The organism is Cyclobacterium amurskyense, from assembly GCF_001050135.1.
In the GTDB taxonomy this organism is placed as follows: domain Bacteria; phylum Bacteroidota; class Bacteroidia; order Cytophagales; family Cyclobacteriaceae; genus Cyclobacterium; species Cyclobacterium amurskyense.
This window is the reverse complement of record NZ_CP012040.1, coordinates 535,856-551,855: the sequence shown is the minus strand read 5'-3', so window position 1 is coordinate 551,855 and position 16,000 is coordinate 535,856. Positions and strand designations below refer to the sequence as shown.

The window sequence follows — 16,000 nt, the reverse complement described above, 5'->3', positions numbered from 1 at the left end:
ATTGCCCGAAATATGCAATAGACATTCTATTACGTGCTGAAATCGCTTTAAAATCAGCCACTTCGTTGCTGTTTTCAATTTCACCATAGCGGTGCTATGCTAAAATCTCCAAACAGTCTGATTGTCTCGATTGCAACACTTCCCGTAAACATGGGACAGGCTTCACCCCTGACCATTGTCAGGGCGGAGAAATTCTATTACATAATCCGGGTTTAATTAGCTATTAATTTGTAAAGAGAACTTCACTTGCAAGCCAAAAACTCATAAATTTTTATAACTTTAAACTGGATTAAATGCTATGATTAATTAAAAATCCCCAAAACAACCTTGGATTTTTGCCGTTGAGTGGTAAATAGTAGTAAAATCGAAGTAAAAATGCGTGGAATCGGGGATGAGATTAGAATTTTCCCAAGGAGTGCTTTAATTTTAAAATGATCCATTCTGCCGCTAGCAAAATCAAAGAAAGACTGTGGTAAGTCCGAATGGATTGCAGTCTATAGGCTTAAAATATTTTTAACAAGACATTGGTAAATCTGTGCGAAACTCAAGTAGGACTTTAATGTTGATAATAACGAAAACTCATGGATAAAACTTCCAAAAGACCTTCTATTTCGGAAGCATTATTTCCAATTGTCTTCTTGATAGTTCTATTGGCGATCAATATAAAAGTATTTGGAACAGATGGTTTGTCTGGATCGAATCAATTGGTGCTTATTGTATCGGCAGCAGTGGCGGGCTTAATTGCTTCTATCCGCTTGAATGTAAAGTGGGAGAAGATTCAAGAGGGAATGATCAATAGCATTTCTTCTGCCATGTCCTCAATACTTATTTTATTGCTGATCGGAGCCCTTGCAGGAACATGGATGCTTAGTGGGATTGTTCCTGCCATGATATATTATGGATTGAAGGTTTTAAATCCTACTGTGTTTTTGGTCGCTGCATGTGTGGTTTGTGGGGTTGTTTCTATTGCTACAGGAAGCAGTTGGACCACAGTCGCTACCGTTGGGGTGGCCTTGCTTGGCATTGGGAAAGCATTGGGTTTTAGTGAAGGTTTAGTAGGTGGAGCGATCATTTCCGGAGCTTATTTTGGGGACAAAATGTCTCCACTTTCAGATACCACTAATCTTGCACCAGCTATGGCAGGGACGGATTTGTTTACCCATATCAAGCACATGATGAAAACCACTGTGCCTTCGATTATAATTACCCTAATTATCTTTGCAGCGATTGGGTTTATAGGTAACCGTGAAGGAACAGTCGGCCAAGTTGAAGAAATATCTAGGGTTATATCCAGTACCTTTTCCATCAATGGTTGGTTATTTCTTGTTCCGGTGATTGTTTTTATTTTGATTGTCAAAAAAGTACCTGCGATCCCGGTGCTTTTAGCAGGCGCTATTTTGGGAGCTATATTTGCAGTGCTTTTTCAGCAGGAAGTAATTCGCGATCTGGCAAGTATTTCAAGCATAGAGGGTAGCCTCTCACTTCAGTCTTTTAAAATAGTAATGAAGGCACTTTATGGAGATACAGCTATACTTACTTCCAATGAGATTGTGAATGAATTATTGGTAACAGGCGGGATGTCAGGAATGCTTTATACTGTATGGTTGATTATCTGCGCCATGGCTTTTGGAGGCATTATGGAGGTAAGTGGTATGTTGAAGGTAATCGCAGAAGCTGTTATTAGTAAAGTTAATTCTGTAGGATCGCTAATCGCTGCTACAGCAGGCACGGGTTTGTTCTTTAATATTACCACATCAGATCAATATCTGGCGATTTTGGTTCCTGGTAGAATGTATGCAGACATTTATCGTAAGCGTGGATTGAAAGGCGAAAACTTGAGTCGAACATTGGAAGACAGTGCAACTGTGACTTCGGTGTTGATACCTTGGAACACTTGCGGAGCAACTCAGGCTTCTGTTTTGGGAGTAGCGACACTGGCCTATGCTCCTTATTGTTTTTTTAATATTATAAGTCCATTTATGACCATATTGTTTGGTTATTTTAACTGGGGAATCAACTATTATTCAAAAAAAGAAATGAAAACCATCAACGAAGAAGAAATCGGGGCATGATACCATTAAAAATAAGTAAAGAAGAAGTTAATGCATTGGACTTGGGAGCTTTTCCAGGAAAGATAATATTGGTTGAAGATGAAGAGGGCCTTCGTGAAATGGAGAAGGATTTGAATGCCAGCCGGATCATAGGTTTTGATACAGAAACAAGACCGGCATTTAGAAAAGGGGTAAGTTATGAGGTGGCATTATTGCAGCTTTCCACCACCAAAAATGCTTACCTGATTCGGCTGAATAATACAGGTTTTCCACCTAGTGCCAAAGCAATTTTGGAAAACCCTCGCATTGTAAAAGTAGGTGCGGCAGTAAGGGATGATTTGAAAGCATTGAAAAAAATCTCTCCTAAATTTAATCCAGATTCATTTTTTGATTTGAATGAAGAATTAAAAAGAGTAGGATTCCTTAACGTAGGTGTTAGAAACCTTAGTGCGATGGTATTGGGGATCCGAATTTCAAAATCTGAACAGGTATCAAATTGGGAAGCGCCAGTGCTGACCAACAAGCAAATGCTGTATGCAGCCACAGATGCCTGGGCTTGTTTGGAGATTTTTCTGAAGCTACAAAAAGAAGGCTATTTGGATGAGATTTTTTCTACTTAAATAAGCTTTGAAGAAGGTATATCGGTTAATACTTCTACCACTTCATCCATTAATCCTTCTCGGCATTCCAGTTTTATAAGGCAGTTGTTGTCAAATTCCTGAGCGATTATTTTTAGGTCATACCTCTTAATGGTCCTCATTATTTCATCCATTGACAAGTAATCAAAAGTAATGGAAAAGGGTACCATTACAGTCCTTATAATGGTGTTTGCGGAAGAAATAGCTTCAGCTGCGGCTGTTTTATAGGCACGTATGAGTCCACCAACGCCTAATTTGGTACCGCCAAAGTACCTAACGACCACAATCAATATATGGGACAACTCGTTGGATCTAATTTGGCCTAAAATGGGGTCTCCAGCGCTGTGGTTGGGTTCCCCGTCATCATTTGCTCTGTAGGTACCCATGTCCTTGCCCAGTACATAGGCATAGCAATAGTGCCGTGCGTCATAATACTGCTTTTTGAGTTGATGGATTAATTCCTGAATTTCCTCTTCGCTATCTACTGGATAAGCAAAGGATAAAAATTTACTTCCTTTCTCTTTATAAATACCTGTCGAAGGTTTGTCAATACTGCGATAAGTATCCTCCATTATTATTGGCTTTGTTTAATAATCTCCACTTTCATTTGCTAATTTAGTCATTTGAATTAAGCTGATGAAGTAATCAAGCAATAGGTCTGTGAAACTAAAAGAAGAAAAACACTTGGTGACAGTGATCTGCACATGTTATAATCAGGGGGATTATGTTGCCCAAGCACTGAATAGTGTCTTGGAGCAGACCCACAGACCTATTGAACTCTTTATTGTTGACAATGGTAGTACTGACCATTCAAGGCTTGAAATTAATTTGTGGTTGGATGCCAATGTTGAAAAGATCCCAACAAAATCCTTCTATCACGAAAAACCAATGAACTACTGTAAGGCATTTAATCAGGCCTTCGCTAAATCAAAGGGTTGTTTCTTGGTGGATTTAGCCGCGGATGATTTTTTAGATTCAAGGCATTTAGAATTGGCCTTAGCCCACCTACAACAAAGTAATGCCAAGGTGTATTTCAGTAATGCTTTGGAGCATTTTCCTAATGGAAAGGTGCAATCTTTTTACCCCACAAATAAAGAGGGAAAGGCAAAAGTCCCAATTGTAGAAGGCGATGTTTTTGGAACGGTAATCAAGAGGTATGCCATCAGTTCTCCCACCTTAGTGATGGAGGCAAATGCTTTTAGATCGGTTGGAGCTTATGATGAAAATTTAAGCTACGAAGATTTTGATATTCTAGTGAGAATGGCGGCTAAGTATTCTTTTGTTTATGGGGATTATCTAACTGTAAACAAAAGAATTATAAAGGATTCTTTGTCACAACAGCAGTACAAGTCTAGAAACTCTCAATTATTACCTTCTACTTTAATTGTTTGTGAAAAAATAGCGGGGATGGTCAAGTGCCGTAGCGATAAGGAAGCCCTTCGGTTAAGGCTACTTCATGAAATAAAGCATGCAACAGTATCTGCTAATTTTGATATAGCCTTGAAGATGTTGAAACTTTATAAAACCCTATATCCTATAAATTTATGGTTTTTGCTTTATTATTCTTGGTCCAAAATAAAGTGGGATCTTTCTGCTGGTTATGAAAAATGGAGGCAAAGATCCTTTGATTAAAGTAGGAGCTTTATCCGGCACCTACGACTACTTCAAGCATGTCTTCTTGATCAAAATACTTGTTGGCCATTGTCATGATATCCGCTCCATCAAAATGTTTGATGTATTCCAAATGGCGAGTAAAGTAATCAAAATTCATCCCCTGAAAATGTACCTGTTGGAAATGGCTCATTTGATCAAATGGGTTGCTGAAGTTTGACAATAAACTTCCTGCCAGGTAATTTTTGATGATTTCCAGTTCAGATGCTGGGACAGGTTCAGTTTTAAGACGTTCAATTTCTTTGTAGACCTCCTGAATTACGGCATCTCCATAGCCGCCTTTTACATCCGCTACGGTCATCCAATATTCATTTCCATTCAATTCACCAAGGAAGCTATTGATACCATAAGTGTAGCCTTTTTCTTCTCTGATGTTTTTAATAAGCCTACTTCCGAAGTACCCGCCAAGTAGGGTGTTGAGAACCGATAATGCTGGATAATCCGGATGTGATTTTGGAACCATCCATTTGGCGATTCTTATGCTGGATTGTAAAGCTTCTGATTTGTTTTCAGTTTGTCTTCTAGGCTGAATTTGACCAGTTTCCTGAAAAACAGTTTTTTCATTTGATATAGGTAAATCGCTGAAAGTAGCCTCAATTGCCTTCATCTCTTCATCGGACAATTGTCCTGTTAAAAAAATCTGAGGAGCGATTAAAAAACTATTGTTGTAATAGTTTTGAAGGTCACTGTGATTGATGTCGTCTACATCCTGCTCAATGATTTGATGGCCGAATGGATGGCCTTTTTCAAAGAGGCTTCCCCGTATCAGTTGATTGGCACGAGCAGAGGTTTGTTCTTTTTTAATACTGATACTTAATTTTTTCTGCGATTTTCTCTTTTTAAGTTCTTTCTCAGGAAAAGTTGCATCAGTGAAAAGGGACCTGAATACAGGCAAAACTTCCAATAAGTGTTGCTTGGTACTCAGTAGGCTTAATCCTTGTCTTTCATAGCCGGAAATGATATCGACTTCTGAGGCGTTAAAATCAAAAAAATCATCCAGTTTTTCCGAGCTAAGCATTTTCGTGCCTTCCAGTATCATGTGTAAGGTGAAGAAAGGCAGCAAAGGTTTATACGGATTACTTTCGGTATTTTTAAGCGGAAAAATGACCTCAATTTTTACCGCATCAATATTCGGAAAAGGAATATAATACAAGGGTATTCCATTGGCTAAAAACCTTAGTTCAGGAGGATTGAGATGAATCTTTTCAGGGATACTATAAGGAGGTGCCAGACTTCGGTCTATACTCATTTCTGAACGTTGTATTGCAGACTGAATCTAAGTGTTTCTGCCAAAGGATGGTTTTGAACCTGTGGTACAAGGTAGGAGAAATCAAACCCAAGTCTATTGTATTTGAAACCTACTCCCATCGTGAAGTATCTTCGTCCGCCCTTATCAGCATTTTCGTGGAAATAACCAGCTCTAAGCGCAAATTTGTCATCATAGGAATATTCTGTACCAAAAGAAATCATCACCTCTTGAAGTTCCTCGCTGAAGCCATCCGGAGCATCAGTAAAAGAACCGAACATGCCACTTATTAAAGCTCTTGAAGGATCTTTTCCAGATTCAATTTCTTTGTTACCTGTATTGGGATCAATGACAAACTGCCCATTTTCATCAACCTTATAAACTGGTGGACTTGGTACCATTAATTTGTTTAGATCAAGCGCAAAGGTGATTTTATTCCGCTCATCCATAGGAATGGTTAATGCTGTTCCAATTCTAAAATTCGTGGGTAGATAATCTAGGTCATCTGCACTGTTATAAGTGATTTTAGGGCCTATATTGGAAAGGCTAATTCCCCAGGATAGTACACCTACTTTGTCAGACATTAGTATTTCTGAGGTATGATAGATTCCTACATCGGTACCTACCGAAACACCCGGGCGACTCTCGTTGCCTCCTGAAGAACTGATATTTCCGGATAAATTGGAATGTATAAATCTGGCACTAATACCTAAAGACAAATTGTCTGAAAGTTTTCTGGAATAAGTACCACCAATGGCGATGTCTCTAGGACTAAAATCTCCTAAGGAATTACCCCGGCCATCCGTTAAAACAATATCCCCCATATTGAAATACCTAAGGTCAATACCAAAAGCCGATACATCATCAATTTTCTTGTATCCTGTTAGGTAGTTTAGGGACATGTCTGGAACCAGTCTTCCTAGCCATGGCGAATAAGAAAGGGAAAAGCCCATGTCGTCCTCAATGAAAGCAAGTTTCCCTGCATTCCAATGAGCTGAGTTGGCATCGGCTGAAGTAGCCACTCCAGCATCACCCATTGCAGAATGTCGACTGTCAGGGGCGAAGTTTAGAAAGGGAACTGCTGTAATGATTACCCTTCTGGTCCCATCTTGCCTGGTAAGTTCTAAAGAGTTTTGGGCTTTAGTTTCAACCTGAAAGGAGCTAAAGACCAATAAAAAAATAAAAATTGGGCAAATGTTTTTAATTGCTTTCATTGAATAATGATTTTACCTGCTATTATATCTGAAGTTGCATCCTCCTCAGAATATAGATTTAAATTGTAAAGATAAGTTCCTTTTATTAGATTTTGGGAATTACTGTTTAAAAATATCCACTGGATGTCTATTATTGACCGCTCAGCTTTTGGAAAACGTCCCTTGTAAGAAAATATTTCAGTTCCTTGTAAAGAAAATAAATTTAAACTTAAATTAATGGTTTCACCTTGGCGATTGTGTACTATTTTAAAATTAACTTCATCTGTGGCCGGATTGGGGTAAACCAAAATATTTTCTATTTTTAGCTGATTACTTCCCTTTACTTCCACTATTTCAGTATGTTGGGTGCTATTTCCTAATTGATCATAAATGGTGAAGGAAAGTTCGTTTATTCCCTCTATTAAATCGTTTGCCCACACTTTGATTTTTCCAGATTTATAACTTCCGTTTAGGGCATAGTATTCGTTGGTTAAGGATAGGGCTGGATTTTCATTTACCTGAAGAGTGATACCTGAAGGTTCATCTATTTTTATGCCCGATTTATCTGCAAGGTGGAGCCAAACGGGAGTATTTCTAAAAGAAATCTGAGACTTACTTTGTAAGCTGTCGGCGATCCATACTTCTATGGTCGGACTGTTTGTTTCTGGGTTAATGTCAGGTTCTTTTGGGTTGATTGTAATTTTATTAGCCCCATATGCTTCTCTATTTAAATCGTTATGGATCGCAAATAAACTTACTTGAATTTCATCATTGGAATAGCCTTCTAATTTAGGGAGTAAAATTTCTCCTGTAAAACTTCCTTTCTCTACTTTCCCTGTCCCCCTATACAAGGTTTGGGAATAATCGGTGTAAAAGGTTTTTGAACTTTCATCTCCTAGGGTTTCTATTTGACTTGGAGGTGCATTAATCGTTATTTCATAGTTGCCGTCAAACTGAGTGACACTTGCTCCAGTCAAGGGGTCTTCTACCTTACCTTTGTATTCCAGACGATTGAGTCCGCTTAGTTGATCTGTAGTTATTTGCGTGTCTATTTCCATCCATTCTCTCACTTCGGCGTGGTAAATGGGCAGGTCAAGTCTTAAGGAAGGATCCCCAAGCAGGGAGAAATTTCTATTCAGAGGGCCATTGAGGCTATTGTTTTTTGTGTCTCTAAATATTTCCCCCAAGGTCAATGCTTCACCTTGTTTAAAAGCCGCTTCTATAAACGCTTTGTTTAGGGAATAATTAATGCTGCTAAAAACAGGTCGACCAGTAGTAAGAATAGCGATAGCTCCTTTTTGTTCGGCCAGTAGAAGTTCTTCGGCCCCAGATCTAATAAAAGGACTGTCATGCCTTCCAAATTCACATGTTGCTGTCACAATTACCGGATAACGGTTGGTGACGGGCCAATCTTGAATATCGCTTACACTAAACAGTCCTTCAGCGGTCAGGTTTAGCTCATTGCCGTGACCAATATAGTTGAGTAATAATAGGCCTTCTTTAATGTTCTTAATTAAGGCTTCCCTGGCTTTTATAGCAGTTTGTGGGTTATCAGTCATCTCCTGAGGGAAATTGTCCAGGTATAGTTTTTTTAGCTCAAACTCGGGAGAATATTCGTGTAAGTAAGCTGTATGCTTCTCAGAATCATTAAGGTGAATATTATTGTCCCCATCATCAGCCACAAATAAAAGTTTCTTTTTCCATTTTCCTAGATTACCAGTTTGGTAAGTGATTATTTTGTCTACCGCAATCTTTGCTTCTCTGGAGTTGATGGCTGGGATTCTTCCTATGCCGATGGATAGATGATGATCTCCTTCCGGAGATTCCAACCATTCACCTTCTCCCATGTTTAAAAAGCCAAAATAATCGTCCGACCCATAAGTGGTCAACGGATTTAGACTTACTCTGGAACTATAAGTTGGCACTAAGTTCGGCCTGCCACCTAACTTATGTTTGTAATCAAAACTGCCTTTACCAAAGAACAAAACATTTTTTAGTCGGCCAGTTGTTAGCCAATACGCAGCTAAAAAATTTCTAATACTACTAATGTCAGGATTGCCATAGCCGTAGCTATTATAAATATTTTCTACTAAAACCACTTCAGTAGGCAATCCCATTGAATTTTTAAAATCTGAAAGTCGTTTTGCTTGGCTGAATAGAGAGGCAGAAGTAATGATAATGAATTCCGGCTGTCCGTTTAGAATTTCATTTCTTCCTATTACTTGCTCAAGGTTTTTAATTTCAGAGGAACTTTCTGGGTCAAAAACTACAATCTTTTTCGCCTTGCTTGTTGGAAGGTTGTCGGTTTTTATATCCTTTACCTGATAAAAATCACTGACATCCCAAATGCCTTGATGTGAAGTTTCAATAGAATAAGCACTGTTGTCAGGAGAATAATAGACCCCTTCTGGGAGTTGGGAGGATAAAAAGGGATACCCCAAAAGCATGTTCTTCAAATAACCAGTGCCATTTGGATTGAGAGTGGAAAAAGTAAGAACGATGTTTTGTGGCTTATTGCCCTCAGGTTTAGGGAAATTGGAGGCAAAGCTTGTTTCTCGCCCCTTAATCGCATACCTACTGTTAGGGATAGAAGGAATGCTAACCTGACCTATGACTTGGTTGTTTGCGGCTAAGGTAAATTTGCTTTCTTCAAAAGACTGCGCCATAAATTGAGCCCAAATAGCAACAGGACCAACTGAGTTGGGAGCGGCCTGTTCAATTGTGATGATCTGGCTGCCACCATTAAAGGTTCTATAGCCGTACCATTCCCTTCCTGAGCTTAAAAGATTTTCTTCTTCCAGTTTATGAATAGAAAGCTGAAAAAGATTTTTAGGTGGAGCAAGACTGTTTTCTGTTTCGTTATGTTCCTCTGTTTTTGTGATTTTATTCCTTGCTGTGCTTCCTGTTTGGAGTAAATAAAAAAGGGTGTCTGTATAATGATGCTCATTTAGATGGGCTATTCCATCTTCAAGAAGAGCTTGGTCAGCTCCTTCCAGAAAAAAATAGAGTTTGTCTCCAATAATTTTTTGTGGGATCTCTTTTTGTAAAAAAATGCTGCTATCAATTTTTTGGTCCAACATCCCGGGTTGTCCAAAAATTGAGATTTGGTCCAGGTCTCCTAGTCCCCAAACAGTGGCCTGATTTTGGCTTAAGTGGTAGACGCCTTCTTTGGAAACCGGAAATTTATAGGTTTGCTGGGCTGAGACTGGAAGAATGTAGTAAAGACTACCAATTATCCCAATCAAGCATTTGAAAGCAAATTTACCCCTTATCTCCATGACCGTCCATCCAGTTATTGACCAATGACAGACAAATATAAGAAAGTACAGCAATAGGAATTCCTGCAAAGCCCAGAATTAGTAGGCTAAACCCTGAGATTATAAGTACCAGGTAACGCCATTGGTTTCCACTCCAATTAAAGTTTTTAAATTTTAATGCCAATAAGGGAAGTTCTGCTGTTAGCAAGAAGGAGAAGACCAAAGTTAACCCGCTAAGTATCCAAGGGTTATCAAGTCCGTTTCCAATCCATAGTACAGCAGCTCCCAATAAGGGTAATGTAGAAAAAAACAGTGCGTTTGCTGGCGTAGGTACACCTATAAAGCTGTCTTCCTGGCGTTCATCTATATTGAACTTGGCCAATCTAAGGGCTGATTGTATACCTATCAAAAAACCGATATACGGAATCCAGTCATTGGTACTTACAGCATCCAAAAGCAAGAAAACGATAAATGATGGCAAAACCCCAAAAGTGACAAGGTCGGCCAAAGAATCCAATTCTTTGCCAATGGGACTTTGAACTTTTAGCATCCGTGCAGCAAACCCATCAAAAAAATCAAAAATGGCTGCTGCAATAATAAAATAGAATCCATAAAAAGGGCCATTAACCATGACATAATGAATTCCAACCATACCTGAGAGTAAATTCAAGCTGGTAATGACATTTGGGATGTGTTTTTTTATGGTCAATTTACTGCGTTTTTACCCACGAATGGATTGTTCAACTTTTCATAACCAATTGTAGTGCTAGGTCCATGCCCAGGATAGATCACCACATCATCGGGAAGGGTAAACAATTTTTCTTTGATGGCATTCAGCAAGGTGGCATGGTCTCCACCAGGTAGATCAGTTCTCCCTATACTTCCTTGAAATAAGGTGTCCCCAGCGATGCATTGTTTAGATTTTTTATGGAACAATACCAGGTGACCAGGGGAATGACCAGGTACCCAGATCGGTATTAATTCTGTATTACCAAATTTTATTATTTCTCCTTCTTTTAGGAAGTGGTCTACATTGGTTTCCTGATATTGAGCAAAGCCATAATTGGGGGCATAGGTGCTCACCGCTTTTAAAATAGCTTCTTCTTCAGCATGAAACCAAAGTGGGATTTTGTAGGTTTTTTTTACAAAGGCATTACCTAGGACATGGTCTATATGACAATGGGTATTTATGATTTTTACCGGTGTTAGCTCTTCTTTGGCAATAAAATCATACAATACACCCTTTTCCTGTTTTTCATAACAACCAGGATCAATGATCAGGGCTTCTTTGGTTTCATCATATAAGATATAGGTATTTTCCGAGAAAGGGTTGAATGTAAATGATTTAATCTGCAGCATTTTAAAATGATTTGAATTCCTGCATCAAAATAACAAAGAATGATTTAATTTTAGGCATGGAAGTGGATTTTTTACTAATTGGTCAGGGATTGGCAGGAACTGTTTTGTCTCATCGACTTATCCAAGATGGTCATAGTGTTCACCTTATTGATGATGGAGACCCCAACAGTAGCTCGAAAATAGCAGCTGGATTGTATAATCCTGTAACAGGGAGGAATTTGGTGAAAACTTGGCTAGCGGATATTCTTTTTGAAGAGATAGAACGATTTTATCATGAGATGGAGCGCTTACTTGATAAGGACTTAGTACATTCTTTAGGGATCTACAGACCTTTTGTTTCTTATGAAGAACAAAATGAGTGGGTAGCTAAAAGTGCTGACCCTCAGTTCAATGCTTTTATAAAACAGGTTTTTACCCAATCACGTAATAAGGGAGTAAAGGATCCATTTGGTGGAGTATTACTTAAATCTACCGGATATATAAATACGCTAGAATTGGTTAATGGCTATAGCGAATGGTTAAGAGAACGCAATTTGCTTACTAAGGCTGTGCTGTCTGAAAAGGATTTGGTACAAACCAAGGATGGGAATTGGCAGTTTAAAGAAATTTTGGCCAAGAAAATCGTATTTACAAATGGAATTCAAGCGAGAAATAATACTTTTTTCAATTGGATTCCCTTTATTCCTGTAAAAGGTGAGATACTTACTGTGAAACAGGACTATTATTCTTCTGAAATTATAAATAGAGGTGTGTTTAGGATAGACATGGGTGAGGGCATAGGGAAAGTAGGCTCCACCTATAATAATTCAGAAGTCAATTTGTGTCCTACCGATGCAGGTAAAAAGGAAATTCTTGATAAATTAGAACAATTAATTGAGAAAGAAGTGATAGCGATTAAGGACCATCAGGTAGGAATAAGGCCGGGAATTAGAGATAGAAAACCCGTACTTGGAAAACATCCGAGCAAAGATAACGTTTACTTGTTTGGAGGTTTCGGAGCCAAGGGGGTGTCATTGGTGCCTTATTTAAGTAAGCAGATGGTAAAACTTATGGTTTGTGGTGAGGAACCTCACAAAGAAGTGAACATAAATAGATTTTTTAAGTATATTTAAAACATTGGCTAATAATTCTAAGGCACATAAATGAGACTTAAATATTTATTAATTATAGGTATACTTATATCTTGCTTCACTAGTGGTGAACTATTGGCGCAGTTCAATAAGGAGAAATTTGGAAAAAATAGGATCCAGCATAAAGATAAAGAATGGTATTTTTTCACCTCCAATAACTTTGAGGTATATTATTATGATGGAGGTCGAACAAATGCCAGGATGGCAATTGATTTTTTAGAAAGTGAATTTGATAATTTGACCCAATCTATAGGTTATGTGGCCTATACCAAACCCAAGATTTTTATCTACAATTCCAAACAGGAACTATTAGAAAGTAATTTAAACCTTAACACCAATAATTTTACGGTTGACGGGCAAACATTTTTCAGTAAACTCCTAGCTGAGGCTGCTTATTTAGGGTCATGGGAGTCCTTTAAGAAAGAATTGCTGTATAAAACCTCAAAAATAATCATCGAAGAGATGTTGTATGGGGCTAGTATTTCTGATGCTTTCCAGTCCAACCTTGTGAATAATTTCCCAGATTGGTTTATTGATGGAGCGGCGAAATACCTGGCTTATGGCTGGAGTAGGGAAATGGATGATTTTGTCCGTCACTACCTTAGGGATAATGAAAACCCTAAATTATTTAAGCTTCAGGATGAGGAGGCCGGTTTGGTAGGGCAGTCCATTTGGAATTATGTCGTTGAAAAATATGGCAGAAGGTACCTATCAAGTATACTCAACCTAAGTCGAATAAATAGAAATGAAGGTACTAGTATAGCCAACACCTTAGGCCGTCGTTTCAAAGATTTCACCGGAGAATGGATGAAATTTTATATGGATATTAATAAAGGTGTTTTTGAAAACTTCAAAGACATCAATGAGGATAACGTGATCAATGTTACCCCAAAAAATCGATTTGGTAAGATTACAGACATTAGTTTCAGCCCTGATGGTAAAAATCTTGCCTATGTGGAGAATGTTGAGGGGAAATTTAAAGTAAAAGTAAGGGAGGTCTCTTCAGGAAAAGAGAGTGTGATTTTTAAAGGGGGATATGTGTCTTTTGAACAGGAAGCGGATTACAGTACTCCTACTATAGCGTGGAGGGATACCCTTAATTTGGTAATTGGTACTTTTAAAAGAGGTGTCACCACTTTAAGAATGAGAGCCATTGACGGAAGTAGTCAAGATAAAATTTTTCTTAGAAACATAACCCAGATTTTGGATCTTGATTTTTCACCAGATGGCCGGACCATGGTCTTGTCTGCGATAAACAATGGTAAAACAGAAATCTACACCTTAAATATGAAAGGACAGGGAAGGAGGATTACCAATGATGTATTCGACAATAGAACGCCAATATACCTGAATGATTCAACCATTATTTACGCCTCTAATAAGGTTGACCTTCCTGACAGCCTATTGACTGGAGTTATTGATGTTCATAATTTCCCTAATTATTATAATTTATTTCAATTAAACCTGGGAGATACGGTGTCCGAAACCAGGCTTACCAATTTGAACCATATTAATCTTTATCCGGCAAAATTAAACAATGCAACTATATTGTTCCTAAGTGAGCAGAGTGGGATTACAAATTTGATGCGCCTAGGACTAGGAAATAGTGTTTCAAGCCAAGTCTCAGCATTCAATCAAAGTTTGGAATCTTTCGATTATGACCTGCAAAACAACAAATGGGCTTATGCAGTGAAAGATGGTACCCAGACCAAGCTAGTGTTGGAAAACTTCCCGAATTTGGATCAGTTTACTCCAAGTACTCCAAGGGTGCAGTTGGAACAGGCCAAGCTTGTGAATGAAAGGATTTCCAATAGAAGAATACAAAGGCAGGTTGAAGAAATAACTTCAGAAGAGGACAATGAAGTTCCAGAAGCAATCGCTGAAGTTGAAAATCAGGATGTCTTATTAACTCCAGCAGATACCAGTCTTGCCGGGGTTGATCTTGAAGAAATATTGTCTGGTGGAGATAGCAAAATACTTGCTGAGACAAACTTGCCAAATAAGGTTGATGCTTTAGAAGACAGTATTCCTTCTATTACTAAGCCTATGACAGCTGCCATAAATGTTGACAGGTTAAGGTTTGAAACAGAAGGAGGCCTTGACACAGACAATTACACCTTTGATACCATACCCAAACTTTATGGACAAGAATCTTCCAAGCCATTAGAGGATCCATCAGGACTTGCAGACAGACGAAGTAATATTTTGGATGCCTTCAGGCAACAAAACATGGTGAAAAGGGTGCAAGGTCCAAGAGATTATGTGCCCCAATTTATCACAAGTAGCCTCAATACCTCCTTCGTTGTTGATCCATTGAGGGGATTCGGATTAAATATAAGTGGTCAAATGACTGACTTGCTGGACAATCACTCTATAAAAGGCGGAGTGTTGACGGCATTAGATTTTCGCTCTGGCAGTGACCTTTATTTTGAGTACGAATACAGAAAATACAAATTGGATATAAACGGACGCTTTGATCGCCGTTCTATATTGAGAAATGAAGGAGATCTTACTTTTCAGAAATATGTGCTTAGCAAAACTGAGGTAGGTGTTTCTTATCCTTTTTCAACAGGAGCAAGAGTGAGTTTGTCACCCTTTATTGCCAAAACACAATATTTCAATCTTAATCCGGATTCAATTATTAGAGGAGGGGATGGGCCGCAAAATCGTTTAGATGTCAATTATGCCGGTGGTAGAGCGGAGCTAGTAATAGACAAGACCAGGCTGTTGGGCTTGTACATGGAGCAAGGTTTTAAAGGTAAAATAGGTTTGGTTCATTATCAGGGGCTCAATCTCAGTGAAAGGTCCTTTAGTAATGTTTACCTTGATTTAAGAAATTACCAGAAAATCCATAAAAACATCACCCTTGCTACAAGGTTATATGCCGGTGGGTATTTTGGACGTAATCCTCAAAAATATTTGGTTGGAGGTATGCAGAATTGGTTATTTAATAAATTTTACCAACCGCCAACTAACAGACCTGAAGTTTCTCCTATCAGAAACGAAGCTGGGGTAGAGAACTCTAACCTGCTTTTTGCCGAGTTCGTTGATTTGCGTGGATTTGATTATGACGAAATAAGAGGGAACAATGTAATCACATTTAGCACTGAATTGAGAATTCCATTATTCTCATACCTGTCTCGAGGTAATATTACTTCTAATTTTATTCGAAACTTTCAATTGGTAGGGTTTTATGAAACGGGTTCTTCCTGGTCTAATTCCGCACCTTGGGAGCGCGTAAATGATCAAAACACCGAGGTGATCAATACTGAGGGTTCACCATTTGTTATTACGCTTAACAATTTCAACAATCCTTGGCTGCAAAGTTATGGGGCAGGACTTAGGACTGTATTGCTCAATTATTATGTGAAGTTTGATGCTGCCAGGCCGATAAGAAATTATACGGTTGAGAAAACGAGATTTTATGTAACTTTGGGTTATAATTTTTAGATACA

General features: G+C 38.5%; 11 protein-coding genes. 5 read left to right on the top strand and 6 right to left on the bottom strand.

The genetic code is table 11. The features are described from left to right. Window positions 1-581: 581 nt before the first annotated feature. Window positions 582-2,072, top strand: coding sequence for a Na+/H+ antiporter NhaC (gene nhaC, locus CA2015_RS02110; RefSeq protein WP_048640390.1), 1,491 nt, complete (start codon window positions 582-584; stop codon window positions 2,070-2,072). Further along, window positions 2,069-2,671 carry a 3'-5' exonuclease gene (locus tag CA2015_RS02105; RefSeq protein ID WP_048640389.1) on the top strand — a complete coding sequence of 201 codons (603 nt, stop codon included), beginning with the start codon at window positions 2,069-2,071 and terminating at the stop codon, window positions 2,669-2,671. Before nhaC ends, CA2015_RS02105 begins: the two co-directional genes overlap by 4 nt. On the opposite strand, the gene CA2015_RS02100 is transcribed toward CA2015_RS02105, so the two are convergent. Next, on the bottom strand, window positions 2,668-3,261 hold the full coding sequence (locus CA2015_RS02100) for a YigZ family protein (RefSeq protein WP_048640388.1): 594 nt from the start codon (window positions 3,259-3,261) through the stop codon (window positions 2,668-2,670). The two genes, CA2015_RS02105 and CA2015_RS02100, sit on opposite strands and share 4 nt — an antisense overlap. 88 nt (window positions 3,262-3,349) lie before the next feature. Between CA2015_RS02100 and CA2015_RS02095 the strand changes: the two genes are divergently transcribed. Beyond that, window positions 3,350-4,321 (top strand): glycosyltransferase family 2 protein, encoded by a 972-nt coding sequence (locus CA2015_RS02095; protein ID WP_048640387.1) that lies wholly within the window; start codon window positions 3,350-3,352, stop codon window positions 4,319-4,321. A gap of 10 nt (window positions 4,322-4,331) precedes the next feature. Here CA2015_RS02095 and CA2015_RS02090 read toward each other — a convergent pair whose 3' ends face one another. The 5 genes from CA2015_RS02090 to CA2015_RS02070 are packed head-to-tail and all read right to left on the bottom strand — an operon-like array spanning window position 4,332 to window position 11,415. Beyond that, a complete protein-coding gene (locus CA2015_RS02090; RefSeq protein WP_048640386.1) occupies window positions 4,332-5,609 on the bottom strand; it encodes a M16 family metallopeptidase in 1,278 nt (425 codons plus the stop codon). After that, a complete protein-coding gene (porV, locus tag CA2015_RS02085) occupies window positions 5,606-6,820 on the bottom strand; it encodes a type IX secretion system outer membrane channel protein PorV (RefSeq protein ID WP_048640385.1) in 1,215 nt (404 codons plus the stop codon). The genes CA2015_RS02090 and porV overlap by 4 nt, the downstream gene beginning before the upstream one ends. Then, on the bottom strand, window positions 6,817-10,077 hold the full coding sequence (gene porU, locus CA2015_RS02080; protein WP_048640384.1) for a type IX secretion system sortase PorU: 3,261 nt from the start codon (window positions 10,075-10,077) through the stop codon (window positions 6,817-6,819). Before porU ends, porV begins: the two co-directional genes overlap by 4 nt. Next, complete coding sequence (pssA, locus tag CA2015_RS02075) at window positions 10,061-10,765, bottom strand: CDP-diacylglycerol--serine O-phosphatidyltransferase (protein ID WP_048640383.1); 705 nt, start codon at window positions 10,763-10,765, stop codon at window positions 10,061-10,063. Before pssA ends, porU begins: the two co-directional genes overlap by 17 nt. Next, window positions 10,762-11,415 carry an MBL fold metallo-hydrolase gene (locus CA2015_RS02070; protein WP_048640382.1) on the bottom strand — a complete coding sequence of 218 codons (654 nt, stop codon included), beginning with the start codon at window positions 11,413-11,415 and terminating at the stop codon, window positions 10,762-10,764. Before CA2015_RS02070 ends, pssA begins: the two co-directional genes overlap by 4 nt. Before the next feature lie 56 nt (window positions 11,416-11,471). Here CA2015_RS02070 and CA2015_RS02065 point away from each other — a divergent pair, with 56 nt between their 5' ends. Then, complete coding sequence (locus CA2015_RS02065) at window positions 11,472-12,527, top strand: NAD(P)/FAD-dependent oxidoreductase (RefSeq protein WP_048640381.1); 1,056 nt, start codon at window positions 11,472-11,474, stop codon at window positions 12,525-12,527. A 30-nt stretch (window positions 12,528-12,557) separates the two neighbouring features. Continuing rightward, window positions 12,558-15,995 carry a PD40 domain-containing protein gene (locus CA2015_RS02060; protein WP_048640380.1) on the top strand — a complete coding sequence of 1,146 codons (3,438 nt, stop codon included), beginning with the start codon at window positions 12,558-12,560 and terminating at the stop codon, window positions 15,993-15,995. Window positions 15,996-16,000: the final 5 nt, after the last annotated feature.

Excerpts from the sequence above, each read along its gene's own strand:
- CA2015_RS02090 (WP_048640386.1), bottom strand. The coding sequence starts at position 5,609 with ATGAGTATAGACCGAAGTCTGGCACCTCCTTATAGTATCCCTGAAAAG.
- CA2015_RS02100 (WP_048640388.1), bottom strand. The coding sequence starts at position 3,261 with ATGGAGGATACTTATCGCAGTATTGACAAACCTTCGACAGGTATTTAT.
- porV (WP_048640385.1), bottom strand. The coding sequence starts at position 6,820 with ATGAAAGCAATTAAAAACATTTGCCCAATTTTTATTTTTTTATTGGTC.
- CA2015_RS02065 (WP_048640381.1), top strand. The coding sequence starts at position 11,472 with ATGGAAGTGGATTTTTTACTAATTGGTCAGGGATTGGCAGGAACTGTT.
- CA2015_RS02105 (WP_048640389.1), top strand. The coding sequence starts at position 2,069 with ATGATACCATTAAAAATAAGTAAAGAAGAAGTTAATGCATTGGACTTG.
- CA2015_RS02060 (WP_048640380.1), top strand. The coding sequence starts at position 12,558 with ATGAGACTTAAATATTTATTAATTATAGGTATACTTATATCTTGCTTC.
- porU (WP_048640384.1), bottom strand. The coding sequence starts at position 10,077 with ATGGAGATAAGGGGTAAATTTGCTTTCAAATGCTTGATTGGGATAATT.
- nhaC (WP_048640390.1), top strand. The coding sequence starts at position 582 with ATGGATAAAACTTCCAAAAGACCTTCTATTTCGGAAGCATTATTTCCA.
- CA2015_RS02070 (WP_048640382.1), bottom strand. The coding sequence starts at position 11,415 with ATGCTGCAGATTAAATCATTTACATTCAACCCTTTCTCGGAAAATACC.